This is a genomic window from Providencia sp. 21OH12SH02B-Prov, assembly GCF_027362595.1.
GTDB classification, from domain to species: domain Bacteria; phylum Pseudomonadota; class Gammaproteobacteria; order Enterobacterales; family Enterobacteriaceae; genus Providencia; species Providencia zhejiangensis.
On the sequence record NZ_CP114796.1, the window covers coordinates 1,582,324 to 1,607,674 of the forward strand.

A 25,351-nucleotide genomic window follows, 5' to 3' on the forward strand; every position below is an offset into this window, starting at 1 on the left:
GGAACCATGACACGAGGTGAACGTGTTATCGCGTTTATTGAGCGTTACTGTATTGTTCCCGAGGGGGAGCTATTAGGCCAACCTATGCGGTTGGATGATTTCCAAAAGCGGTTTATTTTGGCGATTTATGATAACCCACATCGTACCGATAAAGCCTATTTAAGTATTGCCCGTAAGAATGGCAAAACGGGGTTAATTGCCGGTATTTTACTGGCGCATTTAATTGGCCCTGAAGCTGTACAAAACTCACAAATTGTCAGTGGCGCCATGAGCCGAGAGCAAGCGGCCATCGTGTTCAATTTGGCAGTGAAGATGATTAATCTGAATCCGACGCTGCAAGAGATTGTCCATATCATTCCCAGCGGTAAGCGATTAGTGGGTAAACCGTGCAATGTGGAGTATCGCGCCTTGTCCGCCGAAGGGAAAACCGCGCACGGCTTATCGCCTGTTTTGGCTATTCTTGATGAAGTCGGGCAGATAGTGGGGCCGCGCAGTGAGTTTGTGGATGCCATTGTCACTTCGCAAGGGGCACATAAAAATCCCTTACTGATTGCGATCAGTACGCAAGCCGCGAGCGATGCTGACTTATTCAGTATTTGGCTCGACGATGCAAAAAACTCTAAAGATCCACACATTGTGTCTCATGTGTATGAAGCTGATAAAGATGCGGATGTGTTAGATCCCGAAGCATGGAAAGCCGCGAACCCTGCACTGGGTAATTTCCGCTCCTTGGATGATATGAAGCGATTAGCGGAGATGGCTTCACGCATGCCGTCGAGTGAAAACACCTTTCGTAACCTGAATTTAAATCAGCGTGTTTCCACGGTATCGCCGTTTATTTCCCGTTCGGTGTGGGAGTCTTGTCAATCACCGGTTCAACCGATTGTCGGCAAATGTTATGCCGGCCTTGATTTGTCAGAATCGAAAGACTTAACCGCCTTAGTAGTGATTGGTCAGTCTGCCGATGGCAAATGGAACCTGTATCCGTTCTTTTGGACTCCGAAACAGACACTATTAGACCGTGCAAAAACGGACCGTGTGCCGTATGACGTGTGGGCGAAACAAGGCCTACTTCGCACGGCCCCCGGCTCTATGGTTGATTACGATTATGTCGTGAAAGATATCGCGGAAATTCTGGCTGATTTTGATATTGAAGTCATTGCGTTTGACCGCTGGCGTATCCAAATGTTTAAGAAGGCGGCTGAAAATATCGGTTTAAGCCTGCCGCTGGTTGAATTTGGGCAGGGGTACAAAGATATGGCTCCCGCCCTCGATAAGCTTGAGCAGATGTTACTCAATAAGCAGATCCGGCATGGCAATCACCCTGTGATGAATATGTGTGCGGCAAATGCCATTACCATTAAAGATGCTTCTTCAAACCGTAAACTGACCAAAGAGAAATCAACGGGGCGGATGGACGGCATGGTTGCTTTTGCGATGGCCGTTGGCGCGTCAAACGGCGTTGAGATTGAACACGGAGATATCGACGGCTTTTTTGATGATCCAATCATGGTAGGGTGCTAATGGCCAGACGAAAATCACAACGCAAGACTCGGCAGCTACAGGCTAGCCAGCAAAAAACGCCGGTAGGGATTGATACTCAAGATTTATTAAAAGCGCTAGGCGGACTAAGCAGTAGTGGGAAGACCGTATCAACAGATAAGGCGCTACAGCTTTCTGCTGTCTGGTCATGCGTTCGGCTCCTGAGTGAGTCGATTTCAACACTGCCCTTGAAAATTTACCAGTATCAAGCTGACGGCTCTCGGGTGATAGCGAAAGACCATCCTGCTTATCGTGTACTGTGCCGGCGGCCTAACGCGGAAATGACCCCCTCACGATTTATGTTGATGGTTGTTGCTAGCCTTTGTTTACAAGGTAATGCGTATATTGAAAAACGCTATATCGGTGGAAAGCTGGTTTCCTTGCAGCCATTATTGCCACAATTAGTGACGGTAAAGCGACTTGATAATGGCCTGTTGGATTATCAATACGTGGAGCAAGGGGGGAAGAATCGGCCTATCCCCGTTAAAAACATGATGCATATTCGTGGGTTTGGGTTAGACGGGGTTGTTGGTCTCACGCCGATCCAGGTGGGGCGCAATATCTTAGGTTCGGCGATAGCTACCGATGAAACGGCCGCTAAGATTTTTCGCAATGGCTTACTCGCATCAGGCTTCTTATCCTCAAAAACAGCACTAACTAAAGAGCAGCGCGAAAAGTTGCGGGGTTACTTGAACGCATTTATCAGCTCTGAAAATGCAGGGAAGTTGATGATTTTGGAAAATGACCTGTCCTATAACGGCATTTCCATGAATCCCGAAGATGCGCAGCTATTGCAGAGTCGCTCATGGAGCATTGAGGAAATTTGTCGCTGGTTCCGGGTGCCGCCTTTCATGGTGGGGCATGCCGATAAACAGAGCAGCTGGGCATCCAGTGTGGAAGGGATGAACATGCAGTTTCTGACCAACACCTTGCGGCCGTTACTGGTCAATATTGAGCAAGAAATCAACCGTTGCCTGCTTGATAGTGATGATGACTATTACGCTGAGTTTTCAGTTGAGGGATTGCTCCGTGCGGACAGTGCGGGTCGCGCTGCATACTACACGACGGCATTGCAAAACGGGTGGATGAGCCGAAATGACGTAAGACGGCTCGAAAACTTACCCCCCATTGAAGGGGGAGACATCTATACTGTTCAGCTCAACCTGACGCCCATTGAACAATTGGGAAAAGACACATTGCGTCATGATCCTGAACAGCTCAAGGCGCAAATCACAAATTGGTTGTTCCCTGAGGGTGCTCCCACGGTTCAACACAACTCACCTCATATCGAGGAGTAATTTAAATGAAAAAAAATCATCTGCCAGTTGCACTGGAGGATCGCCCCTGCACATCGATTAGCTATGAGCTTAAACCCAAGGCGCTGGATAAATGGAATAGCGGTATTCGTGCCGCCAGTTCGGATAACACTATTTCGGTGTTGGATGTGATTGGTGAGGATTTTTGGGGGGAAGGCGTTACCGCTAAGCGGATTTCTGCCGCCCTCCGCGCTATCGGAAACCAAGATGTTGTTGTCAACATCAATAGCCCGGGTGGGGATATGTTTGAAGGATTGGCCATCTATAACCTGCTTCGTGCACACAATGGTAAAGTCACCGTTAACATTCTCGGTATTGCAGCCTCAGCCGCTTCTGTTATTGCCATGGCGGGCGATGAAATCAGAATGGGGCGTGGTGCTTTTTTGATGATCCATAACTGCTGGGCTGTGGGGGTCGGCAATCGCCATGACTTTGCGAAGTTGGCGAATGATCTGGCTCCTTTCGATAAATCCATGTCGGATATCTATGTTGCGCGTAGCGGTCTGCCAGAAGAGACCATCAGCCAGATGATGGATAACGAAACCTATATTGGTGCGAATGATGCGATTGAGAAAGGCTTTGCCGATAGCCTGCTCGCTGCCGATGCTATGGATGATGGCGATGAAAGCCCACAAGCGGCTATCCGTAAATTAGATGCCTTACTGGCTAAAGCTAAAACACCACGCTCTGAACGGCGAAGGCTCATCAGTGCGTTAACACGAAGTATGCCGAGCGCTACTTCAGATCCTCACGGTATGCCAAGCGCTACCACTGACATTAATCCCGAAACGCTTTCTGAATTGGAAAAGGCAGTCAATGCTTTTGCCACTGTTAACTAATTGGAGACACTATGTCTGATACAAATGAATTACTGAAAAACCTGTCGGCTAAAATTGAAGAAGCCAACGGTAAATTTAATGCTAAAGCCGAAGAGGCGCTAAAAGAAGCGCAAAAAGTAGGCAGCCTTAGCGCGGAAACTAAGGCCGCGGTCGACAAGATGGCGACAGAGCTCAATGCGCTGCGTGAGTCTGAAAAAACACTGAAAGCTTCCTTAGGCGAGTTGGAGCAACATGTCGCTCAAATGCCGCTAGGTAACGCGGTTCAGGCTGCAAAAAGTATCGGTCAGCAAGTCATTTCAGCCGACGTGTTGAAAGATATTAATTCCAGCATTCAGGGCAACAAGCGAATTTCGGTTCCCGTTCAGGCTGCATTGACCTCGGTTGATGTTGCAGAAGGCGTGGTTGAGCCACAACGCTTACCGGGAATTGATGTTGCGCCGAAACAACGCTTATTCATTCGCGATTTAATTGCTTCTGGGAAGACAACCTCACCGGCCATTTTCTGGGTGCAACAAACGGGATTTACTAACGCGGCTACCGTGGTGCCGGAAAATACCACCAAGCCGTACAGCGACATTCAGTTTGCAACCAAAATTACGCCGGTCACGACGATTGCACATATGTTCAAGGCGTCTAAGCAGATCTTGGATGACTTTGCACAGTTGCAGTCATTGGTGGATGCTGAAATGCGTTACGGCTTGAAGTTTGTCGAAGAGCAAGAAATTTTGTTCGGTGACGGCTCTGGCGCGCATTTGCACGGTATCATCCCGCAGGCGTCTAAGTTCAAGGCGGAGTTTGAAGTCGATAAACAAAACGGCATTGATGATTTGCGTTTGGCTATGCTGCAAGCACAGTTAGCGCGTTTCCCAGCAACGGGGCACGTTCTGCACTTCATCGACTGGGCGAAGATTGAACTGCTGAAAGATTCACTGGGCCGTTACATTCTGGCGAATCCGTCGGCATTAACAGGGCCAACGTTATGGGGCTTGCCCGTCGTGGTCACGGAAACTGCCGCATTTAAAGGTAAGTTCTTAACCGGTGCCTTCAACGCGGGCGCTCAGCTTTTTGACCGCGAAGAAACCAACGTGGTGATTTCAACTGAAAACGCGGATGACTTTGAGAAAAACATGATCTCTATCCGTTGTGAAGAGCGTTTGGCATTAGCCGTGAAGCGTCCAGAGGCGTTTGTTTACGGCGATTTTACAGCGCCTGCGTCGGGTGAGTAATCCACTTAGGCGGCCTTTGCGGTCGCCTTTCTTTTGGGAGCATCGAAATGAAACTAAAGCTATTGCGCCCCATTTGCTTTGGCGGTGGCGTGGCCGTTGAAGGTGATGAAATTGAGACGACTGAGCAGCATGGGCGTGAATTGATCCAAAAAGGCTATGCCTCTGACAGTGTTGCCAATCACACCACTGGACAGTCGAGCACAAAGCAAACGAAGGCGAAAAAGGAGAAATAATGCTTTCTCTTGAACTCGTTAAAGCGCATTGCAATATCGAGGCTGATTTTACTGATGATGATAAGTTACTGGATGTTTATACAGCGGCTGCCGTGAAGTATGTCGAAAACTACACGCGGCGGAAATTGTATGAAAGCGAATTATCTACCGGTTATCACGACGATCCCGAACCATTACTGCTAAGTGATGATGTCAAAAACGCCATGCTATTACTGATTGGTCAATGGTATGCCAATCGGGAAAATGCGGTGATTGGGTCGTCTTTCTCATCCCAGCCTCTCGCGGTTAGCGCGCTACTTCAACCTTACCGTATTTATGGTTTATAAGGAGGCGGGATGCAAGCAGGGCGATTACGACACAAAGTCACCTTTCAGAAAAACAATCCTGTTGAATTACCGTCAGGCACTTATGTGGATAATTGGCAAGATATTGCCTCGGTTCGGGCGGAAGTGAGAATGATTAGCGGTCGCGAGTTACTGGCCGCGGATGCAGAGATGGCCGAAGTGACTGTGCGTGTTTGGTTGCGCTATCGGCCGGATATTACTCCTGCATGCCGCATGGTTTACCGCGGCTTAAATTACGACATCCAATCGGTGATCCCTGATGTTAAATTCACACGTCTTGAGTTGTTGTGCAAGCAAGGAGTTTCCGATGGTTGATGTGCGTATTGATTTTGGCGGACTCCATGACGTTTCTAGGGAGTTGGAATTACTTAGTCAGGCAGAAAGTAACAGAGTATTGCGACAGGCGGCTTATGCGGCAGCGAGTGTGCTACGTGATGAAGCCAGAGTGAAAGCCCCAAAGCGTACAGGGAAACTGGCCAAAAACATTGTTGCAGGTAATCAACGCGGCCGTCAGCGTGGTGAGGTTTCGGCTGGCGTCTATGTTCGTGGCAGCAATAAAGAAGGCACAAACAGTGATAGTAAGATGAAAGCGGATGATCCGCATAACGCTTACTATTGGCGCTTTCTTGAGGAGGGAACATCAAAAATGCCCCCGCACCCCTTCATTCGCCCTGCATTTGACAGTAAAGCGGATGAAGCGGCAGAGTTTGCGATCAGCAAGTTAAATCAGGCCATTGATGAGGTGCTGCGACGATGACAGAAGGCGATATCATCCCACTGTTAAAGCCAGTTTTGCCGAACAAAGTCTTTTCTTATGTTGTACCACAAAACAAACCCGTCACCCCGCCTTGGTCTATTTTGTCTATTTACGATATCCCAAACGATGTTTTCAGTGGGCAAGCGGAAACCATGACCAACATTCAAATTGATGTTTATGCCAATACAGTTGACGAAGCGCGGATCATTCGTGATGGGATGCGGCAGGCTATAAAAATATTAGGACCCACATCAATAACGGAACGACAATCTTATGAATCAGACACTAAGCTGTTTCGTGCAACATTAGAGTGTCAAGTCTGGCAATAACTTCAAATTACCCTCACAAGCTGCTTCGGCAGCTTTTTTTATGTCTATAGGAAATCAAAAAATGGCTAAATATGAAAAAACGCAAGGCACCAAAATCAGTGTATCTAGACTGGCGGCAACGGATATTACTGCTGTCGAAACAGATTCGGTGTCGATTGATTGCTCAACGAAAGAAATTAGCTATACGGGCGGTCAAAAGGCCGACATTGATGTTACAACACTATGCTCTACCGAGCAGGAGACCATAAACGGGCTGCCAGCTCAGGCGGAAGTGACTATCAGTGGCAACTGGACACCTGACGAGGGTCAGGAGGTGTTACGTCAGGCGTATGACGACGACACGATTCATGCCTTTAAAGTGGTTTTTCCCTCGGGTAATGGTTACGTCTTTTTAGCGGAGGTGCGTCAAAATAGCTGGTCAGTTTCCACTGGTGGCGTTGTTAGCGCTTCATTTACGCTGCGCTTGAAAGGTAAGCCAACGCCCGTCGTAAAAGGCAAGTCAGCACCAGCAACGCAGTCTCAACCGACCGGAGGCACTAAGTAATGGCAAAGAAAACCTTAAACTTGCGTGATGTTGCTTTGAATGCGGCTAATTCATTTCGCACTAAAAAAGTACACGTCCCTGAGTGGGGTTGTGATGTTGTATTGCGCGAGCCGTCGGTCTCTATCTGGCTGAAATGGCTAAAAGAGCACCGCGATTTGGGGGAAACGACCGAAATGAGCACGGAAGAGGTGGTGAAGCGTAACCTTGAAACGGATGTTGAGTTCCTGATCAACGTCCTGCTTGACGAAGACTTAACCCCAGTTTTTACCCCCGAAGATAAGGGCGAGGTACTGAAAATTTACGGCCCCGTTCATGCACGGTTGGTTAATCAGGCTTTTCAACTCATTACCAGCACGAATGAGGCAGAAAAAAAGTCCGTGAGCCTGCACTAAAGTTCTTGCTCACCTTGGCCTTACGGCTAGGGAAAACCCTCTCTGAAATCAGTCAGATGCCTGCCAGTGAATTACAGCTCTGGTGGGCATTTGATTCGATAAACCCCATTGGTGATGCGCGTCAAGATGTGCATGCAGCCCAAATTACAGCCGCTATTTTTAATGCTCAAGGGGTCAAGACAACCTTGAACGATACGCTGCTCCGGTGGGATGTCGAGAGTGTGCAGGCGGAGGAGCAAGCAGGGTCGGGATTAGAAGATTTTTTTGCATCATTATCAGGGTAACGATTTTGCTGAGGGGTTTTTATGTCAAAACTTCGTGAACTTATTATTAAAATTTCGGCTAACTCAACCAGTTATCAGGCTGAAATCGCACGCGCCAGCCGAATGGGAACGGATTATTATCGTTCGATGGGGGCAAACAGTCGTCGCCTTGAGCGTGAATTACGTGCTCAGCGTCAGGCATTAAGCGACATCAATAGGCAACTAGCCACTGTCACTAACACCGCTAAGATGATGTCAGGGGCGTTAGCGGGCTTCTTTTCGGTATCAACGCTGATCACCGTTGTTGATGACTGGGGGCAGATGTCCGCACGGATAAAAATGGCATTAAATTCAGTTGAAGGCGATGTCAGTCGTTATGAGGAGCTTCAGCAGCGCTTTTTAACGGTGAGTAACCGCAACGGGAAGGCGATTGAAACGACCCAAGAATTGTATGTGGGTTCAGCTTCGGCCATGAAAGAGCTGGGATATTCCACGGAAAATACGCTGGATTACATTGAATCGTTATCGTCGGTTTTTACGGCCAATGCGACCAGTGCACAACAAACTGAATCCGCATATAACGCACTAAACCGTGCTATGGTCACCGGTGTTTTAAAGGGCAATGACTGGCATTCTGTCTTAAATGCGATGCCTAGTGTGGTGGGGGATATTGCCAAAGAGCTTTCCCGTATGCGCGGCGGGGTTAAGGTCACAGAAAATGATGTTAAACAGATGGCATCCAAAAGTGGCATTGCAATGACATTATTTGCCAACGCGTTGATTAATGCCAAAGAGGCGAATAATGCCCTTGCAGACAGCATGGATAACACAGTTTCGGATAGTTTCACCAAGGCGACCAATGCAGCCAAATCTTATTTTGGTGAAATTAACGCCAGTTTGGGGATCACTCGTTCCATGGCGGCAGGGTTAGCTACAATCAGTGAAAACTTTAGCAGCTTTGCGACAGCGGCAATTGCGATAGGGGGGATTGGTTTATCGCGCTATATGGGCAATTTGTCGCTGAGTGCGTATGAAGCGGGTAAAAACATGCTTGTTACAGCGAAAAACAATTATGTTTTGAATGCAGCACAGGCGAAAGGGCTGGAGACTACACTTGCACAAATTCGCGCTGATAAAGCACATGCAATGTCTACTCAGGAGGCGCTTGGTGTTCAGCTTCAGGCGGCAAGAACCGAGGAGCGTCGAGCAGCGATCAGACAACAACAGGCGGCTAATTATGCGAAAATTATTGCACTTAATAAAGCCGAAACAGCAAGTGTTAACGAGCTAACCGCAGCACAAAATCGCTTGAATTTTGCATCGCGAGCTTTGCGCGGAACAATGGCATTATTGGGTGGGCCTGTCGGTGCTGCCATGATGTTGGGTGGCGCTTTATTTTATGTGACTGAAAAGGTTGGTGAAACTAAACAAAAAGCTCTTGAGCTCAACTCTGTTCTTAAGATCACGGTTGCTGAATTAGCAAATCTAAGCAAGGCTCAGTTAGGAGCAAAGCTAATCGAATATAAAAAAGAAATAATGGAAATGGAGAAGGTTGCTAATGGCATTCAGGGGCAAATCCATGGTATCAAAAACGATCATACAAATAGCTTCGGTCGGATTTTCGGGAAGAAAGGCCCTGACAATGATAGGTTAACAGAAGAACAAGCTAAACTTGATACAGTAAATCAAAACCTTAACACGCTAAAAGCTAACGCCGCAACGGTGAAGGAGCTAATAGATAAAATAGATTCAGGCTCAAAGGTCGAAGTATCTGGAAATGGCGAGCTCCCCACCCCGAAATTGACTGAGAGCGATAAAGACAAAGGTAAAAATAAAGCGCTTAACGATTACCAGCAATTGCGGAAATCGATTGAGTCTGAACATTTTTCAAGTCTGCAAAAGATACTTGCTGATGAAAAGGAGAATAACGACAAATTAATTGAGTTGAATAAAAAAGGCTACGTCAGTCAGTCTGAGATGAAGCGTCTAGCGCTGCTGAATGAAGAAAATCATCAGCGCAAGCGCTTAGAGCTCGCAGAAAAATACAGTCCTTATGAAGCTATTGTTCGCAAAGAAAAAGAAGCCGCCAAGGAGTTGAACGAACTTCGTCAAGCCAATCTGTTAAGTGAGCAGCAGTATTATACCGCCAGCTTGCAACTGCGTAATGATTACATCAAGCAAAAGTTAACCGAAGAAGCCAACCAAAAGGCCTTACCAAGTTATGAGATTTCGGGGGAAATTGACCCTGTTGTTAAACTGCAAAACCAGCTTAATGAACAACGAGCATTATATGAGGCCTACCGCAACAATGACTTGATTAGTCAGGAGCGGTACCAGGAACTCATGATTGCAGCAACTAATCGCTCGAAAGAGGCTCAATTAGAAGCTGCAAAAGAGCTTTATGGTGCACAGGGCAAATGGCAGAAAATGCAGATGAACTTGTTGGAAACTGTTGAGCAACGCACTAGCAATGCGCTGACGGGAATATTGACAGGCTCTAAGTCATTTTCAGAAGCGTTGCAAGAGCTATCAGCATCACTGGCTCAAGCTATTATTCAAGACCTTGTTCGTATTGCTATGCAAGCCATGATAACAAACTCACTGACGGGGTTGTTTGGCGGCTTTGCAGGTGGCGCATCTGCAGGCGCTAGCGCAGGAGCCTCTAGTGCAAATACAGGTGCCATGGGGATGTCTACGAGTTGGCAAAGCTATGTGCCGAACGCTAAGGGCGGCATGTACAACACACCGGGGCTTAGTGCTTATAGTGGTCAAGTTATTGACGCTCCGACATTCTTCCCGTTTGCAAAAGGGGGCGTTCCATCGCTAGGTTTAATGGGCGAGGCTGGTCCCGAAGCCATTATGCCACTGACTCGCGCTAAAGATGGCTCGCTGGGTGTTCGTGCTCAACTCCCTAAAATTGATATGCCTGTTAATGAGAAACCGGCTGGTGGCACAACTATTCAGCAGGAAATTCATGTTCATGGTAATGGTGATGCTGCGCTTGAAGCGGCATTAAGAGAGGCGGCGCGCCAAGGGGCGGAAGAAGGCGCGGCAAAGGCTAAGGCTGATATCATGCGAGATTTTCAAACAAATGGTAAATTGCGTAAAACGCTAGGGAAATAAACATGGACATTCTCACTTGGCCTAAAGAGTTGGAGCCATCATCCCTTGATTGGCAACTGATTAGCAACACCAAAACCTTTATTTCAACGTTTACTGGGAGCGCACAAACAGTGCGTTTCCCTGGTAGCCGCTGGCGCTGTGATTTAGCACTCAATAACTTAACGGATGATAAATCGCGGATACTGGAAGTTATTCTGGCTCAATTAGATGGGGAGTCGGGGCGTATCAGGTTATTTGATTGGGCAAGGCGTGGTGTTGACAATGTGGGGGAGCCTGTTGTTAATCAACCCAATCAAACTGGGCGCTCCTTGTTAACTAAAGGTTGGATACCCAACTCGTTAGTGCTAAGAGCTGCTGATAACATCACAATTAATCATGAACTTAAAAAAGTAACCTCTGACGTGATAAGCGATGCGGAAGGAAATGCAACTATTGTGTTTTCCCCGATGCTTCGCAATCCCCCTTCAGTAGGTGAAAAGATTGAAGTACAAAATCCTTATGGCATCTTTAAGCTAACCGACAATAACCAAGGTCGGCTGCGTCGGGTGCCGGGTATTTTTACATCAACGACACTTTCTTTTGAGGAGGCGCTTTATTGATGAATTATCATCCTTTTTCGAATGAGATGGTTAAAGCGATTAATGAGGGGTGCTATATCGTCGTCGCCGCAAAACTTGACCTAAAGTCCGGAGTAACACGGGTGCATACATCGACGGGTAATTTAATCATTGCAGGTGAAGTCTATCAAGGTGTGGGGCAGTTTGGTGCTATTGAGACGGTATCAGAAGAAAATACAACTAGCCCTCAGCAACTTATTTTATCGCTGAGTGGCTTTGACGCTTCACTCTTAGGTGATGTAATGAACGAGCGAAGTCGAGGGCGCGAAGTTAGGCTAATGATGGTTGCGCTTAATGAGGACGGGCAGCCCGTTCTTGCTGAGGTGTTATTTGCGGGGCAGATTAGTAATATTGGTGTGAGTGCGGGGGATAAATGTGAGGTGGCTGTTACTGTCTCAAATCGATTTGAGCGTTGGTCACAAGGGTTACCTGATAGGTTTACTGACGAATCGTGGTCAAAGCGGCACAATGGTGATCGTATATTCCGTTACTCAGCACAGATGGCAGAGCGTGCAATTTACTGGGGTAGCAAAAAAGATGCTCCTGTATTTATTTATAAATAGTTAGTGTTAATATGAGGGGGAACTGTTGTTACTTACTTAATTGGGGTCTTACATGGCTAAAGTGAAAGTACATGCGGCGAATTTTCCATACTCAGAAATATCCATTACTAGTGGAGCTTTTTTTATCAAAGAAGGGGTCTTTCAGTTCAATGGTGAATGTGTTTTGGCTAACAAAATAAAAACCATTGATATAGCAAGTGAAGATAGCGTTAAAAAAGTCGGCGGTGCTCTTGGTTGGGGAGTTGCAGGAGGCGTATTACTGGGTCCTATAGGCGCGATAGCTGGTATATTTTTGGGTGGAAATAAAAAAGAAGTGACTTTTATTGTTGAGCTTGAAGATGGAAGAAAATTCATGGGAACCACAGATACAAAATCCTATACTAAAGTGGTTGCTAAAAAGATGGAATATGATTCATTTAAAATCTAGTCAATAGCACAGAAATCTGACCCGCTTCGGCGGGTTTTTTTATGCCTGGAGATCATCAAATGCGACACATCAACTGGACAACTCGACTCCCTCAAACCTTACAAAAAGCAATGAGTCGCCCTTTTTCATGGGGTGAACATGATTGCTGCTTATTTGCGGCGGATTGCGTGATGGCGATTTGTGACTTTGATCCATGTGCAAATGTGCGAGGTCGATACAAAACAAAAACAGGCGCAGCGCGTGTCCTGAAATCCGAGTTTGGTGATATCGAGTCAGCATTATCACGCTTTTTTGCTGAAATTCCCGTGAGTGCAGCAAGTCGCGGTGACATTGTTCTGTTTGAGGGTGGCGAAGGTAAAACTCTTGGCGTGTTGTGGGCGAATAAAATTTGGGCAGTTACTGAAGAAGGGGCTAGACCTGTGAAGCATCAACCAATCAGAGCATGGAGAGTAGAGTAAATGGGTAAAGTTGTATCAAGTGTTGTTTCGACGGGTCTGATGATTGCTGGCGTTATTGTTACTGGTGGACTAGGAACAGCTTTAATTGCAGCGGGCATTGCTGTTCAGGCTGCTAGCTCAATGCTCTTCAAGGATAAATTGCCTTCCGGCTATCGCGACCAATCCGAACGCAAACAAATATTACGCTCTGCTGTAGCACCAGAAACCATTATCGTCGGTAAAACAGTGTGTTCAGGGCTGCTCTTTTTTGCCGAAGAAGAAAAGGGTGACCAAACAGAAAACGAACGCTTATTTATGGCACTAGCCATTGCAGCACATAAAGTAGACCGCATTGGCAAGATTTGGCTGAACGACGATTTGATTAGTGAATTCGGCGATAAAGCGGATTATGAGTTTCACAATAGCCGCACGGATTGTGACCCCTACATGTTAAAAAATGCGCCATCATGGAAAGAAGACATGATAGGGGATGGCTTAGCGTGGTTACGCTTAACGCTAAAGTACGATGCTGAGAAATTTCCATACGGCGTACCAAACGTCAAAGTAGAAGTGTGGGGGAAGCAAATCTATGACCCGCGCACTGGTAAAACCGTGTGGAGTAATAACGGCGCATTAGTCATTCTTGATTATTATCGTAGTTATTTAAACGTTCCTGATTCCGACATTGATTTTGATGCGTTCAAAGTCGCTGCTGATTTATGTGATGAGCCTGTAATGACCCCAGAGGGTAATACGGAGCCTCGCTATACAATTAATGGCGCTTATGAACTTTCCGAATCGCCAGCATCAGTGCTTGACCACATGCACAAATGCATAGCTGCTGAGCCAACCTATGTGGCTGGAAAGCACGGTATCTTGATGCAAGCGTACAATGGGCCTGCTGTATTGCGTATCGAGCCAAATCAAATCATTGATACAGTCAATATCACACCAGAATTAGGGTTACGTGATGCAACCAATGCGATTTACGGTACGTTTGTCGATGCAGAGCAACAATATATTCAAACAGACTTTGAGCCTGTTATTGTTGAAGAGTGGGTTGAAGAAGACGGATTAGAGATAAAAGAGAACATTGACTATCGTTTTATTGTTAGCCCGTATCAAGCCGCAAGAGTCACAAACTTGTATCTACGTAAAAAACGTGCCGGTCGTCGTATTCAGTTAAAGATGAATATGGATGGTTATGCATATAGACCGGGGGATGTTGGCTTGCTGAACTTGCCCCATATCGGTATACAGAACTTTGAGTGCCGCGTGGCTGAGTGGAAGTTTCATCCGCAAGAAGGGGTCGAGTTACTGCTCGAAGAGGATGGACCACATATCTATGAAGACATCATTGGTAAGCCTTTTGTGCGCCCGCCATTTACGGTTTTACCGACTGGCGGTGTCGCTCCACCACTAAACCTAACTTTTGTGCCAACAAATATTGGTGAAGTGGTTCAAGGCTATCTGAGTTGGCAGTCAGCTGCTGCCGATGTTCGCTATAACACAGTGAATATTCTTGAAAATGGCAAGGTTATCCAGTCGATTCAAGTGCCGCAAGATAGAGTTGATTTATCTGGGCTTGTGCGCGGCTCTTATCGTGCCGAAGTTCGCTCTATCAATGCGGCGGGCGCAATGTCTGCCCCTGCTATTGTTGATTTTGACATTCAGGCACCACCTAAACCCGTTAGTGTTGAAATGGTTGGCGGCATGTTCTCATTGACCTGTATTCCACATGGCGGAGAAACCGCCCAACATGGTTATACGTTTGAGTTTTGGTTCAGCGACAAGAAACTGGCCAGCACGAATGACACCGAAGTTACCACTAAAGCCAACCGACAAGGTCAGGGGCAATTTTGGACTAAAGATAACTTAAAGGCGGGTACTGACTATTGGTTTTATGTTCGAACAGTCAATAGTTATGGAAAATCGCAATTTGTCGAAGCTGTGGGTCAAGCTAGTGGAACGCCAAAGGATATGGTTGACGAGCTGGGCGACACCTTCCTCACCAACGAGGGCGGCAAGCAGATGCAAGAGCAGATTGACTTTAGCAAAGAAGCGATTGCAGAGCTTGAGCTTGATGCTATTGATGTGAAGCAGAAAGTTGTCAGCATTGATAGAGATGTTGAAGCTGTCAACGAAGCGGTGATGACTTTAACTCAGTTTTCGACTGAGAATTACTATGAACTCAAGGAAGAATCCGCTAAAGGTAAGGCGTCAATTAAGCAGTTAGAGCAAGTTCAAGCTGATTTCACCGCCTCTCAAGCAAAGTACCAGCAAGAAGTTGCGGCTCAATTTGAGCATACGGCTGCTGATGTTCTGAATGTTCAAAATGCGCTAGCAAAATCAAATGAAGCTTTTGCAGAGGATATTAGGCAAGTTCGTGCTGATTTAGGTGAGACCAACGAGGAAGTTGGCACCATTAAAGGGCGCGTCACAACAGTCGAAACAGCAACCGCCGATTTAAAGCAATCACAAGCGAAGTTTGAACAATCAACGACAGCTGAATTCGGCGAGATGCGCGGCTATATCACGCACTTTGAGACGTCATTGTCAAATGTGGAGCTTGCTGTTTCAGAAGCGATAATGCAGACGACTGCTCAAGTGAACCAACACAGCTCTGAGTTGCTACAGTCGAAAGCGGACGTCAAGCGTATTGCGAATGCAACTGCGACGAACGAAAAAGCAACAGCCGAGCTTGCAGAGAGCGTGAAAGCGCACTACGAAGATTCGCAAGCTGAATTCGTGGATGTGCGTAAATCAATCGCAGAGCAAGACAAAGCACACTCAGAGCGCACAGAGCAAGTACGCGCAGAGCTCGGGAAAGATATTAACGCTAATAAAGAGGAAATAGACAAGACAAACAAAGAGTTATCAGATATCAGCGCCGCAGTGACAACTAACACAAAGGCCATCGCTGAGACGGATAAGACATTGACGGAGCTTGAGCAAGTGTCTTCTTCACGCTTTGATAGCAATGAAGCGACGATAGCGAACCTTCAAAACACGCAGTCTAACATCGAATCATCGCAAGCTGAAACGACGTTACAGCTCGCAGCACAGCAAAATGAGCAAGGGTCTGAGCTTTTACGTGCTAAAGCGTCAATCACTCGTATTGATAAAGTTGTAGCTGATAACAACCATGCGTTTGCTCAGTCGATTGAAAAACTAGAAACTCAGTTTGATGATGTTAATTCGAGCATCACAACGCTCAAGAAGACTGTTTCTGACAATGAAAAAGCACAAGCGGAAGTTAACGAGCTTATCAAGTCTGAAATTGGAGAGAATAAAGCAGCTATTGAGCAACGTGGGCAAACCATTTTTGACCACAACGGCAATGGCTCGGCAATTTACACTATCAAAACAGGGATTTGGTGGAATGGTCAGTATTATGATTCCAAGTTCATGATGGGAGCGGAGGTAAAAAACGGCCAAGTCGTCACGCAAATTGGTTTCAGTGCTGATACGTTTGGTATCTTTAACCCTGTAAGTGGCAAGTTGGAACCGGTTTTCTTTGTTGAAAAAGGACAAGTTTTTATCAATGAAGCGTTTATTAATCAAGCAACAATCGAAAAAATCATTGTTGGCACTGATATGCGCTCAAAGAATTATGTCGCAGGGAAAACAGGAACACGGATTGATATGAATAATGGCACTATTGAAATCAATGGTAGTGATGACTCAGGGTCACGAATGACCATCAAAAATGACCAAATTGCAGTCTATGCAGGAGGAAAACCCAAAATAGTGATAGGGCGGCTTTATGGAATATGATGTTTATATATTCAATGAGGTAGGAGTGAAAAACCCCTACTCACTGTCTGGAACGCGTAATTTTGCCTATTTGACATCGTTGCAGCTAGGTAAGCCCCCCAAAAAGACTTATGAGTATTCAGAGCAGTTCAAGATAGCAGGTAAATCATCAGGCTCAACATTGGTCGCCGTGCCTTATAAGGCGTGTAATGTTTGGTTACCCAGTCATAGGTGGCTTCAATTCAGTGTGATTAAAGATATTGTTATCTCCGATGATACAGTGACGGTTCATATGTATGTTAACTACATAAACCCTAACGGGGAAGGTGACTATGAAGGCTTCGTTGCGCCGACGGCAATCGTTCATGTTTTCGAGGTTTTTGGTGCGGATGAACAAAATTCAGCATTTGGTGTTGCCATTGATAATGCCACTGACTACACAAAAATCACGGACAAATCAAAGTTGGGATTTATTGTGTGGTCGTATAGCGGGCTTGTAACAGACGGCATGGCATTGCCAACGGATTTACCTAATAACTCATCTCAGTTAGTTTTGGCTCATTGGGATCATGATTCAGCTGTTATTGAATATGACCACAAAAACAATCGCATTGTGACAAATGGTCACTCATTAAATATGGATATCGTTATCACGCAGGGTGGATTCAATCCTCCTGCAAAAGTTGGTGAGTGGGGATTGTTTATTTTTAATGATAATGGGGAGCCGGTGCTAACACATCATTACCCGCCAATTAAAGAGCCTAAATATATTCGCTTAGGTAAAAACCCCAGTAAAGTATTTGATAAGCCGATGGTGACGCTAGGGCAGTACGGCTTATTTTTTACAGGGGCGACAGGTTCAAGTCGTCGTTCATATAACGCTGGATTACAAATGAAAAGTGGAACAATCAATATTGCTAGAGGATCTTATTCTGGGCAGCAGGGGAATCACCATTCAGGACAAGGAAGCGAGTTTTATTCTGAATGTAATGTTTTGGTTTTAAACCGAGATGATTATTTCTAACAATCAACTTAATCTATCACATAAACAAGCCGCTTAATTGCGGTTTTTTTGTATCTAAATTTCGGAGAATATTATGTACAGCGCAGGAACAGTTACCACAACAGCAAACAGCACAAAGTTAATTGGAACTAACACAAAGTGGAAAGATAACAACTCGCGAGTATCCGCAGAGCAGGTTATTTTAATTCAAAATGGCGCAACGATTTACATTAACAGCATTGCGTCTATTCAGAGCAACACAGAGATAACACTGAGTTTCCCTGTGCCTGCATCGGTGAGCAATGCACCGTATCAAATACTGACAACGATGGTGAATTCCGTTTCAGATGCAGCAAATAAAATCGTAGCAATGAACGTTTCGAATGTGCAGTTCAGCGATATCTTAAATCGATGGGCTACAGAAAGCGGTACGATTACAGTGACGTTACCCGATGGTACGACACAGCAGCTGAGAACGGCGAAAGAAATGGATAAGCTGCTAGATGGGAAGTTTGATAAGACGGGCGGAACTATCTCTGGTGACGTAACTTTCAGTAAGAACGCGATTAAGTCGACTAAAGGGACGCATACCCTACCTGCTGAATCCGGCACGTTGATGCAGGTTGGTGATTATGGATGGGGTGGAAAAGGGCCTGGATTTGAACTAGATGAGGAGTCCTATGCTTCATTTTTGAAGGAATTAAATACAGAGTCTCAAATATTTAGAAACTCTGCTGATACATCAAAATATCATTATAAGCATGGTGTAGCGATATACGGAAAGTCTTATGACACATACACTGTAATTTCAGCGGACTTTGAAGGAAAGGGTGTTATTGCTATTGGTGGCAATTCAAAAGTTCTTTATAAATATAATTTATATAATGATAGAAACACCACCAAAGACTCAAACGGCAACTTAAAAGCAGCATCGCCGATTGTTAAAGTGTTTGCTGAGCATATTGAAACCAATGACGAAGCCGAGGGGGTGACTATGCAGAAACTGGGTGTCGGTCATTACCTCATTAAAGGCGTTGTGGGTTTTAATGCAGATGGTGCATGGGGTATCAATAACGGCTTTGTTATCCCTCAAGACCACAATGGTAAAAACATGGTCCTCATTGATTACGAGGTGAGACCAGATAGTGATATTGAAGTTTTTGTTTTCCACCAACAGAACGCAGATATGCCAGAACGTTTCCAGAACAAGCGCATTAAGTACATAGATAAAGACGGCAACCCTGTTTACTACAAAAACTATGAGCCGTGTGACGTGCCTGAATCGCGCTGGATAGATATGCGCGTCGAAATGCCACCTAACTCTATCTACAACCTCAAGCAAGCAGAAGCCGAGCGATTGGCGAAAGAGGAGGCGGAGAGGCAAGCGGAGGAGGAGGCTAAGAAGGCTGAATTGGAAGCTGAAAGGGTAGAGCAGGAAGCTGCGGAACAGGTAGAGCAGCAATAAAAACTAATGCGCCAGCTCGAGTAGTTGGCGCATCTAGATCACTTATCAAAATATTCCACTTCGTCTTCTTGGGTTTCAGGAAGCCACTCACCATCATTCCAAATTTCTTCTAGTGTTTCTTCAATGTAAGTTTTCTTCTCATTCTTCCCAAGACCATCAATCGATAAATTATCTTGAGCACCCCAATTAATATCGACTTTAAGATCAGAATACTTAGCACTTAATCTTTTTGTTACTTCATTTTTCAATGCTTCGAATGTGCCTGTGGGTAGTTGACCTTTTCTGTTGCTATTAAAGCGGATCTTGATGGTAACCATAAAACACTCCTTCGCAGATTAAATTAACTGGGTTTTTATACAGTGAAATATAACTGTAATTATATACAGCAGATTGCAATCAAAGGTCAATGGATATCTCAAAGTTTATTTATTGCTTTAATTGTAAATAAGGGCTGACAAGAAATTTTTGTGTTAGGTAACTGTTGTATGTAGAATGCAATTCATTGTGAATAAATCCCTGTTTTATAGGGTTTGGTCTTGTGTCCATGAGTGTGCCCAAGGCTGATTTTGTAGGCAATTTAAAAGAAGATATTACCTTGAAAATCAATAACATAAGAAACTTTTCTATCATTGCTCACATTGACCATGGTAAGTCCACGTTATCTGACCGTATTATTCAAATTTGTGGTGGTTTGACGGACAGAGAAATGGCGGCTCAAGTTCTAGACTCCATGGATTTAGAGCGTGAACGCGGAATTACAATTAAAGCGCAAAGTGTGACGCTTGATTATAAGGCCTCCGATGGGGAGACCTATCAGTTAAACTTCATTGATACGCCTGGCCACGTTGACTTCTCTTATGAAGTATCACGTTCGTTAGCCGCTTGTGAAGGCGCACTGTTGGTTGTTGATGCGGGGCAAGGGGTTGAAGCCCAAACACTGGCTAACTGCTATACAGCGATTGAAATGGATCTCGAAGTTGTTCCAGTCTTGAACAAAATCGACTTGCCAGCGGCAGATCCGGAACGCGTAGCGGAAGAGATTGAAGATATTGTGGGCATTGATGCTCATGATGCAGTGCGGTGTTCAGCGAAAACCGGTATCGGCGTGCAAGAGGTTATTGAACGTTTGGTTCAATCAATTCCTGCTCCCGTCGGTGATTCTGAAGCACCTCTGCAAGCCCTGATTATTGATTCATGGTTTGATAACTATTTAGGTGTTGTATCGCTTATCCGTATTAAAAACGGTACCTTGCGTAAGGGCGATAAAATTAAGGTTATGAGTACTGGCCAGGTATATAACGCTGATCGACTCGGTATTTTCACACCTAAACAAATCGACCGTGATTCATTAAGCTGCGGTGAAGTGGGCTGGTTAGTTTGTGCGATTAAAGATATTACCGGTGCACCAGTAGGGGATACGCTCACAGGTGCTCGTCATCCAGCAGAAAAAGCCTTACCTGGATTCAAAAAAGTGAAGCCGCAAGTTTATGCCGGTTTATTCCCAGTCAGTTCAGATGATTATGAAGCATTCCGTGATGCACTGGGCAAACTGAGTTTAAATGATGCTTCATTATTCTATGAGCCAGAAACGTCGAGTGCGCTAGGTTTTGGTTTCCGTTGTGGTTTCCTCGGCTTACTGCATATGGAGATCATCCAAGAGCGTTTAGAGCGTGAATATGATTTAGATCTGATCACCACGGCGCCAACCGTCGTTTATGAAGTTGTACAAACGAACGGTGAGGTTGTGTATGTTGATAGCCCTGCTAAATTGCCACCGCTGAATAACATTGAAGAGCTGCGTGAGCCGATCGCGGAATGTCATATGTTGATGCCGAAAGAGTATCTCGGAAACGTGATTACACTTTGTGTTGAAAAACGCGGCGTTCAGACAAACATGGTCTATCATGGTAATCAGGTATCGCTAACCTATGACATTCCAATGTCAGAAGTTGTGCTAGATTTCTTCGATCGTTTGAAGTCTACCTCCCGAGGTTATGCTTCTTTAGATTATACGTTTAAGCGTTTCCAAGCGTCAGATATGGTGCGTGTGGATGTGATGATTAACGGTGAGCGTGTGGATGCACTGGCATTGATTACTCACCGCGCAAATTCACAGTATCGTGGTCGTGAACTGGTTGAAAAAATGAAGGAGTTGATTCCTCGTCAACAGTTTGATATCGCGATTCAAGCGGCGATCGGTAACCATATTATTGCTCGTTCTACAGTTAAACAATTACGTAAAAACGTGCTTGCTAAGTGTTACGGTGGTGACGTTAGCCGTAAGAAAAAACTGTTACAGAAGCAAAAGGAAGGTAAGAAACGTATGAAGCAAGTCGGTAATGTTGAATTGCCTCAAGAAGCGTTCTTGGCGATATTGCATGTTGGTAAAGACAACTAAAATTACAAGGAGTCTCAATGGCTAACACCTTTGCCTTGATCCTAACACTGGCAACAGTGATTACGGGGATTATCTGGTGTTTAGATCGCTTTAAATTTTCGCCTGCGCGGAAGAAGAAGCTCAAACATATACAGGAAGTGAGTCAAGGCTCATTGACTCAAGACGAGATGGAGAAAGTGGTACGCCGTCCGTCATGGGTCGAAACAGGATCTTCAATTTTTCCTGTTTTAGCAATTGTTTTGGTGGTTCGTTCGTTTATTTACGAACCATTTCAAATTCCATCTGGATCGATGATGCCAACGTTATTAGTTGGGGATTTCATGTTGGTTGAAAAGTTTGCTTATGGGTTGAAAGACCCAATAACGCAAACCACCTTGATTGAAACCGGTAAACCCTCTCGCGGTGATATTGCAGTATTTAAATATCCAAAGGATCCGAGTGTGGACTTTGTTAAACGTGTGATTGGTTTACCCGGCGATAAAATTGTTTATAACCCAGATGCGAAGGAACTGACAATTTATCCGAATTGTGCGGACAATAACTGTACCAAGCAATTGCCAATTAAATATGGCCCATTAGCGCCAAGTGAATGGACAATGTTCTTCAATGTTGATTCTGTCGTTGAGAGCCAAAAAGGGAACTATGAAATCCCCGTTGATCAACCTGTTCCAAGTAATGCATTACGTCAATATCAAAGAAGTGAAAAGCTTGATACTGTCGAGCACCAGATATTGATTATTCGTCAGGCAATAACAGAATCGCGTTATATTCAACCGAATATGCCACCAAATGAATGGATTGTGCCTGAAAAACATTATTTTATGATGGGTGATAACAGGGATAACAGTTCTGATAGCCGTATGTGGGGCTTTGTTCCTGAAGAAAATCTTGTTGGTCGCGCGGTGTTTATTTGGTTAAGCCTCGATAAACAAGAAAACGAGTGGCCTACCGGTATTCGTTTTAGTCGTATTGGACCACTAGGTTCATAATCATGTTATACGGGTTTTCGCACGAAAACCCGTATAAACCGAAGCATTATTGTTTTTCTCAGTGTACAATATAATTTAATTAAATATTTATTGGCTTCTTAATTAACTCCTATAATCATATTAATAGTATTTAGCTATATTTTTAGCTGAAATTTATTATTTAAAATTAAGGATAAAGCGTTAAGAGTCAGTGCAAACGCAACAGTTTTGTTCCTTACAGGTCTGTTGCGTGTGCTTTTTTGTCAATCAGAAAAATGGCTGGGCGCGCATGAACCCCTCTTTACTTGAGCAATTACAACGAAAACTTGGTTACAAGTTTAATCAACACGACCTTTTAATTCAGGCGCTTACACATCGTAGTGCGAGCAGTAAACATAATGAACGCTTAGAATTCCTTGGCGATTCTATTTTAAGTTTTGTTATTGCCAATGATTTATATCATCGATTCCCTAAAGTGGATGAAGGGGATATGAGTCGTATGAGAGCAACGTTAGTTCGTGGAAACACGTTAGCGGAAATTGCTCGTGAATTTGAGCTTGGTGAATGTTTACGTTTAGGACCGGGTGAATTAAAAAGTGGCGGATTCCGCCGTGAATCTATACTCGCAGATACAGTTGAAGCACTGATCGGCGGGATTTTTCTCGATAGTGATATTCAAACGATAGAACGAATTATTCTAGATTGGTATCAAAACAGGCTGAATGAAATCAGCCCGGGCGATAAACAAAAAGACCCGAAAACGAGATTACAAGAATATCTACAGGGGCGTCATTTGCCTTTACCTAATTATATGGTTGTTCAGGTAAAAGGTGAGGCTCATGATCAGGAGTTTACTATCCACTGTCAAGTGAGTGGTATTGAACAGCCTATTCATGGTGTTGGTTCAAGTCGTCGTAAAGCTGAACAAGCCGCTGCGGAGCAAGCATTGAAAATTTTGGAGATTGAATGAGTGAAAAACAACCCCACTGTGGCTTTGTGGCTATTGTTGGGCGACCCAATGTCGGCAAATCAACGTTATTAAACCAGTTGTTAGGGCAAAAAGTTTCGATTACATCGAGAAAGCCCCAAACGACTCGTCACCGTATTATGGGGATCCATACTGAAGAGGAATACCAAATCATCTATGTGGATACTCCAGGGCTGCATATTGAAGAGAAACGGGCAATAAATCGTTTGATGAACCGAGCTGCTTCAAGCTCCATTGGTGATGTTGAGCTGGTTATTTTCGTTGTTGAAGGCACGAACTGGACCGACGATGATGAAATGGTGCTTAATAAGCTAAAAAGTCTACGCTGCCCAGTCATTTTAGCGATCAATAAAATTGATAATGTAACGGATAAAACGGTTCTGTTACCGCATATTAGTTTTGTTAGCCAAAAAATGAACTTTTTGGATGTGGTACCAATTAGTGCAGAAAAAGGCAAAGGTGTTGATACAATTGCAAAAATTGTCAAGCAACACATTCCTGAAGCTGAACACCATTTCCCAGAAGACTATATTACTGACCGTTCTCAACGCTTTATGGCATCGGAAATCATCCGTGAAAAATTAATGCGTTTCTTGGGCGATGAATTACCTTATTCTGTCACTGTTGAAATCGAACAATTCAAAGTTATGGAAAAGGGCGGTTATCATATCAATGGCCTTATTTTGGTTGAACGTGAAGGCCAAAAGAAAATGGTTATTGGTAATAAAGGCAGTAAACTCAAAACGATCGGCACAGAAGCCCGTATCGATATGGAAAGACTGTTTGATACCAAAGTCCATCTTGAACTTTGGGTGAAAGTTAAAGCTGGCTGGGCTGATGATGAACGAGCGCTACGCAGCTTAGGCTATGTTGATGACCTAAAATAATGGGTGAAACGGTGAGTGCGGGCTGGCAACGTGCATTTGTGCTTCATTCTAGGCCTTTCAGTGAAACAAGCCTATTAATTGATTTTTTTACTGAAGGTGAAGGCAAAATTCGACTGTTAGCAAAAGGTGCTCGCCGTAATCGTTCACCGCTGAGGGGCTGCTTGCAGCCCTTTACGCCATTACTTATCCGTTGGGGAGGTAAAGGCGAAATCAAAACGTTAACCCATGCGGATCCGATTTCACTCTCGCTGCCATTATCGGGTACTGTGCTTTATAGCGGTTTATATCTCAATGAGTTAGTTTCGCGCGTCATTGAGTTTGGAACACCGTATTCCGCGTTATTCTTTGACTACCTTTCATGTTTACAATTACTTGCCGCGAGTGAACAAACACCTGAATCGGCATTACGTCAATTTGAATTAGCATTATTATCCTACCTTGGTTATGGAGTTGATTTCCTTCATTGTGCAGGCAGTGGCGAACCCGTTGCAGATACAATGACTTATCGTTACCGCGAAGAAAAAGGGTTTATCGGTAGTTTGGTGATAGATCAATTAAGCTTCACGGGGAGGCAGCTCAAAGCGTTAGCCGCTCGTGAGTTTCCAGACAGTGATACGCTAAAAGCGGCAAAACGTTTTACACGCATGGCGTTAAAGCCTTATTTGGGCGGAAAGCCATTAAAAAGTCGTGAGTTATTTAGGCAATTCGTGAAAGTTCCGCCTACCCATCCCCCTAAAGCCTGATTGAATCTGCACATATCCCGCATTGTGCACCGTTGACGGTTTTACCCTCCAAGTTTTATTCACCGTTATCAAACGATAAGAGATTGCAGAAAAAAACAGCGAAATGTGGAAAGGTACGCGTAGTGATAGAGATTTATTCCCAATAAATATTAAATTGCAGTAGGATAGGGGCATTCGTGCGTATTTGACCG

The 25,351-nt window shown here is 44.9% G+C and carries 26 protein-coding genes; 25 read left to right on the forward strand and 1 reads right to left on the reverse strand.

Annotation, left to right across the window (positions count from 1 at the left end):
- Positions 1–6 precede the first annotated feature (6 nt).
- The 20 genes from O7C57_RS07615 to O7C57_RS07710 all read left to right on the forward strand — a co-directional run bounded on the left by O7C57_RS07615 (position 7) and on the right by O7C57_RS07710 (position 19,176).
- Complete coding sequence (locus O7C57_RS07615) at positions 7–1,524, forward strand: terminase large subunit (RefSeq protein ID WP_269723863.1); 1,518 nt, start codon at positions 7–9, stop codon at positions 1,522–1,524.
- Positions 1,524–2,840, forward strand: coding sequence for a phage portal protein (locus O7C57_RS07620; protein ID WP_269723864.1), 1,317 nt, complete (start codon positions 1,524–1,526; stop codon positions 2,838–2,840). The genes O7C57_RS07615 and O7C57_RS07620 overlap by 1 nt, the downstream gene beginning before the upstream one ends.
- A 5-nt stretch (positions 2,841–2,845) precedes the next feature.
- Entirely contained in the window at positions 2,846–3,697 is an 852-nt protein-coding gene (locus O7C57_RS07625; RefSeq protein ID WP_269723865.1) for a head maturation protease, ClpP-related, read from the forward strand.
- 11 nt (positions 3,698–3,708) lie between these two features.
- Positions 3,709–4,923, forward strand: coding sequence for a phage major capsid protein (locus O7C57_RS07630; RefSeq protein ID WP_014656489.1), 1,215 nt, complete (start codon positions 3,709–3,711; stop codon positions 4,921–4,923).
- 47 nt (positions 4,924–4,970) lie between these two features.
- Positions 4,971–5,156, forward strand: coding sequence for a hypothetical protein (locus O7C57_RS07635; RefSeq protein ID WP_014656488.1), 186 nt, complete (start codon positions 4,971–4,973; stop codon positions 5,154–5,156).
- The gene (locus tag O7C57_RS07640; RefSeq protein WP_014656487.1) at positions 5,156–5,482 is read left to right on the forward strand and encodes a head-tail connector protein; all 327 of its coding nucleotides are present in this window, start codon (positions 5,156–5,158) and stop codon (positions 5,480–5,482) included. The genes O7C57_RS07635 and O7C57_RS07640 overlap by 1 nt, the downstream gene beginning before the upstream one ends.
- 9 nt (positions 5,483–5,491) lie before the next feature.
- Positions 5,492–5,815 (forward strand): phage head closure protein, encoded by a 324-nt coding sequence (locus O7C57_RS07645; RefSeq protein ID WP_014656486.1) that lies wholly within the window; start codon positions 5,492–5,494, stop codon positions 5,813–5,815.
- Positions 5,808–6,257 (forward strand): HK97-gp10 family putative phage morphogenesis protein, encoded by a 450-nt coding sequence (locus tag O7C57_RS07650; protein ID WP_269723866.1) that lies wholly within the window; start codon positions 5,808–5,810, stop codon positions 6,255–6,257. The genes O7C57_RS07645 and O7C57_RS07650 overlap by 8 nt, the downstream gene beginning before the upstream one ends.
- On the forward strand, positions 6,254–6,586 hold the full coding sequence (locus tag O7C57_RS07655; RefSeq protein ID WP_053110561.1) for a hypothetical protein: 333 nt from the start codon (positions 6,254–6,256) through the stop codon (positions 6,584–6,586). The genes O7C57_RS07650 and O7C57_RS07655 overlap by 4 nt, the downstream gene beginning before the upstream one ends.
- A 61-nt stretch (positions 6,587–6,647) precedes the next feature.
- Positions 6,648–7,130 (forward strand): phage tail tube protein, encoded by a 483-nt coding sequence (locus O7C57_RS07660; protein WP_196993042.1) that lies wholly within the window; start codon positions 6,648–6,650, stop codon positions 7,128–7,130.
- Positions 7,130–7,522, forward strand: coding sequence for a phage tail assembly chaperone (locus O7C57_RS07665; RefSeq protein WP_014656482.1), 393 nt, complete (start codon positions 7,130–7,132; stop codon positions 7,520–7,522). The genes O7C57_RS07660 and O7C57_RS07665 overlap by 1 nt, the downstream gene beginning before the upstream one ends.
- A 56-nt stretch (positions 7,523–7,578) precedes the next feature.
- Entirely contained in the window at positions 7,579–7,806 is a 228-nt protein-coding gene (locus O7C57_RS07670) for a phage tail assembly protein T (protein WP_014656481.1), read from the forward strand.
- A 21-nt stretch (positions 7,807–7,827) separates the two neighbouring features.
- On the forward strand, positions 7,828–10,908 hold the full coding sequence (locus O7C57_RS07675; protein WP_269723867.1) for a tape measure protein: 3,081 nt from the start codon (positions 7,828–7,830) through the stop codon (positions 10,906–10,908).
- Between the two features lie 2 nt (positions 10,909–10,910).
- Positions 10,911–11,507 (forward strand): hypothetical protein, encoded by a 597-nt coding sequence (locus tag O7C57_RS07680; protein WP_014656479.1) that lies wholly within the window; start codon positions 10,911–10,913, stop codon positions 11,505–11,507.
- Positions 11,507–12,088, forward strand: coding sequence for a hypothetical protein (locus tag O7C57_RS07685; RefSeq protein WP_269723868.1), 582 nt, complete (start codon positions 11,507–11,509; stop codon positions 12,086–12,088). The genes O7C57_RS07680 and O7C57_RS07685 overlap by 1 nt, the downstream gene beginning before the upstream one ends.
- A 52-nt stretch (positions 12,089–12,140) precedes the next feature.
- The gene (locus O7C57_RS07690; RefSeq protein ID WP_269723869.1) at positions 12,141–12,515 is read left to right on the forward strand and encodes a hypothetical protein; all 375 of its coding nucleotides are present in this window, start codon (positions 12,141–12,143) and stop codon (positions 12,513–12,515) included.
- 59 nt (positions 12,516–12,574) lie between these two features.
- Positions 12,575–12,973, forward strand: coding sequence for a DUF6950 family protein (locus O7C57_RS07695; RefSeq protein WP_269723870.1), 399 nt, complete (start codon positions 12,575–12,577; stop codon positions 12,971–12,973).
- On the forward strand, positions 12,974–16,729 hold the full coding sequence (locus O7C57_RS21610; protein ID WP_269723871.1) for a phage tail tip protein J-related protein: 3,756 nt from the start codon (positions 12,974–12,976) through the stop codon (positions 16,727–16,729).
- Positions 16,730–16,754: 25 nt separating this feature from the next.
- Complete coding sequence (locus O7C57_RS07705) at positions 16,755–17,732, forward strand: DUF6453 family protein (protein ID WP_269723872.1); 978 nt, start codon at positions 16,755–16,757, stop codon at positions 17,730–17,732.
- 73 nt (positions 17,733–17,805) lie between these two features.
- Positions 17,806–19,176, forward strand: a complete 1,371-nt coding sequence (locus O7C57_RS07710; RefSeq protein WP_269723873.1) for a hypothetical protein — start codon at positions 17,806–17,808, stop codon at positions 19,174–19,176.
- Between the two features lie 38 nt (positions 19,177–19,214).
- On the opposite strand, the gene O7C57_RS07715 is transcribed toward O7C57_RS07710, so the two are convergent.
- A complete protein-coding gene (locus O7C57_RS07715) occupies positions 19,215–19,493 on the reverse strand; it encodes a DinI-like family protein (RefSeq protein ID WP_269723874.1) in 279 nt (92 codons plus the stop codon).
- Between the two features lie 284 nt (positions 19,494–19,777).
- On the opposite strand from O7C57_RS07715, the gene lepA reads away from it, so the two are divergent.
- The 5 genes from lepA to recO all read left to right on the forward strand — a co-directional run bounded on the left by lepA (position 19,778) and on the right by recO (position 25,160).
- The gene (gene lepA, locus O7C57_RS07720) at positions 19,778–21,574 is read left to right on the forward strand and encodes a translation elongation factor 4 (RefSeq protein ID WP_163863540.1); all 1,797 of its coding nucleotides are present in this window, start codon (positions 19,778–19,780) and stop codon (positions 21,572–21,574) included.
- Between the two features lie 17 nt (positions 21,575–21,591).
- Positions 21,592–22,563: a signal peptidase I gene (gene lepB / locus O7C57_RS07725; RefSeq protein WP_154624305.1), complete on the forward strand. Its 972-nt coding sequence runs from the start codon at positions 21,592–21,594 to the stop codon at positions 22,561–22,563.
- A 268-nt stretch (positions 22,564–22,831) separates the two neighbouring features.
- Positions 22,832–23,512 (forward strand): ribonuclease III, encoded by a 681-nt coding sequence (rnc, locus tag O7C57_RS07730; protein ID WP_154622128.1) that lies wholly within the window; start codon positions 22,832–22,834, stop codon positions 23,510–23,512.
- Positions 23,509–24,417 (forward strand): GTPase Era, encoded by a 909-nt coding sequence (era, locus tag O7C57_RS07735; protein ID WP_154622129.1) that lies wholly within the window; start codon positions 23,509–23,511, stop codon positions 24,415–24,417. Before rnc ends, era begins: the two co-directional genes overlap by 4 nt.
- A complete protein-coding gene (gene recO, locus O7C57_RS07740) occupies positions 24,417–25,160 on the forward strand; it encodes a DNA repair protein RecO (protein WP_154622130.1) in 744 nt (247 codons plus the stop codon). Before era ends, recO begins: the two co-directional genes overlap by 1 nt.
- Positions 25,161–25,351 lie beyond the last annotated feature (191 nt).

Excerpts from the sequence above, each read along its gene's own strand:
- O7C57_RS07615 (WP_269723863.1), top strand. The coding sequence starts at position 7 with ATGACACGAGGTGAACGTGTTATCGCGTTTATTGAGCGTTACTGTATT.
- O7C57_RS07620 (WP_269723864.1), top strand. The coding sequence starts at position 1,524 with ATGGCCAGACGAAAATCACAACGCAAGACTCGGCAGCTACAGGCTAGC.
- O7C57_RS07625 (WP_269723865.1), top strand. The coding sequence starts at position 2,846 with ATGAAAAAAAATCATCTGCCAGTTGCACTGGAGGATCGCCCCTGCACA.
- O7C57_RS07630 (WP_014656489.1), top strand. The coding sequence starts at position 3,709 with ATGTCTGATACAAATGAATTACTGAAAAACCTGTCGGCTAAAATTGAA.
- O7C57_RS07635 (WP_014656488.1), top strand. The coding sequence starts at position 4,971 with ATGAAACTAAAGCTATTGCGCCCCATTTGCTTTGGCGGTGGCGTGGCC.
- O7C57_RS07640 (WP_014656487.1), top strand. The coding sequence starts at position 5,156 with ATGCTTTCTCTTGAACTCGTTAAAGCGCATTGCAATATCGAGGCTGAT.
- O7C57_RS07645 (WP_014656486.1), top strand. The coding sequence starts at position 5,492 with ATGCAAGCAGGGCGATTACGACACAAAGTCACCTTTCAGAAAAACAAT.
- O7C57_RS07650 (WP_269723866.1), top strand. The coding sequence starts at position 5,808 with ATGGTTGATGTGCGTATTGATTTTGGCGGACTCCATGACGTTTCTAGG.
- O7C57_RS07655 (WP_053110561.1), top strand. The coding sequence starts at position 6,254 with ATGACAGAAGGCGATATCATCCCACTGTTAAAGCCAGTTTTGCCGAAC.
- O7C57_RS07660 (WP_196993042.1), top strand. The coding sequence starts at position 6,648 with ATGGCTAAATATGAAAAAACGCAAGGCACCAAAATCAGTGTATCTAGA.
- O7C57_RS07665 (WP_014656482.1), top strand. The coding sequence starts at position 7,130 with ATGGCAAAGAAAACCTTAAACTTGCGTGATGTTGCTTTGAATGCGGCT.
- O7C57_RS07670 (WP_014656481.1), top strand. The coding sequence starts at position 7,579 with ATGCCTGCCAGTGAATTACAGCTCTGGTGGGCATTTGATTCGATAAAC.
- O7C57_RS07675 (WP_269723867.1), top strand. The coding sequence starts at position 7,828 with ATGTCAAAACTTCGTGAACTTATTATTAAAATTTCGGCTAACTCAACC.
- O7C57_RS07680 (WP_014656479.1), top strand. The coding sequence starts at position 10,911 with ATGGACATTCTCACTTGGCCTAAAGAGTTGGAGCCATCATCCCTTGAT.
- O7C57_RS07685 (WP_269723868.1), top strand. The coding sequence starts at position 11,507 with ATGAATTATCATCCTTTTTCGAATGAGATGGTTAAAGCGATTAATGAG.
- O7C57_RS07690 (WP_269723869.1), top strand. The coding sequence starts at position 12,141 with ATGGCTAAAGTGAAAGTACATGCGGCGAATTTTCCATACTCAGAAATA.
- O7C57_RS07695 (WP_269723870.1), top strand. The coding sequence starts at position 12,575 with ATGCGACACATCAACTGGACAACTCGACTCCCTCAAACCTTACAAAAA.
- O7C57_RS21610 (WP_269723871.1), top strand. The coding sequence starts at position 12,974 with ATGGGTAAAGTTGTATCAAGTGTTGTTTCGACGGGTCTGATGATTGCT.
- O7C57_RS07710 (WP_269723873.1), top strand. The coding sequence starts at position 17,806 with ATGTACAGCGCAGGAACAGTTACCACAACAGCAAACAGCACAAAGTTA.
- O7C57_RS07715 (WP_269723874.1), bottom strand. The coding sequence starts at position 19,493 with ATGGTTACCATCAAGATCCGCTTTAATAGCAACAGAAAAGGTCAACTA.
- lepB (WP_154624305.1), top strand. The coding sequence starts at position 21,592 with ATGGCTAACACCTTTGCCTTGATCCTAACACTGGCAACAGTGATTACG.
- rnc (WP_154622128.1), top strand. The coding sequence starts at position 22,832 with ATGAACCCCTCTTTACTTGAGCAATTACAACGAAAACTTGGTTACAAG.
- era (WP_154622129.1), top strand. The coding sequence starts at position 23,509 with ATGAGTGAAAAACAACCCCACTGTGGCTTTGTGGCTATTGTTGGGCGA.
- recO (WP_154622130.1), top strand. The coding sequence starts at position 24,417 with ATGGGTGAAACGGTGAGTGCGGGCTGGCAACGTGCATTTGTGCTTCAT.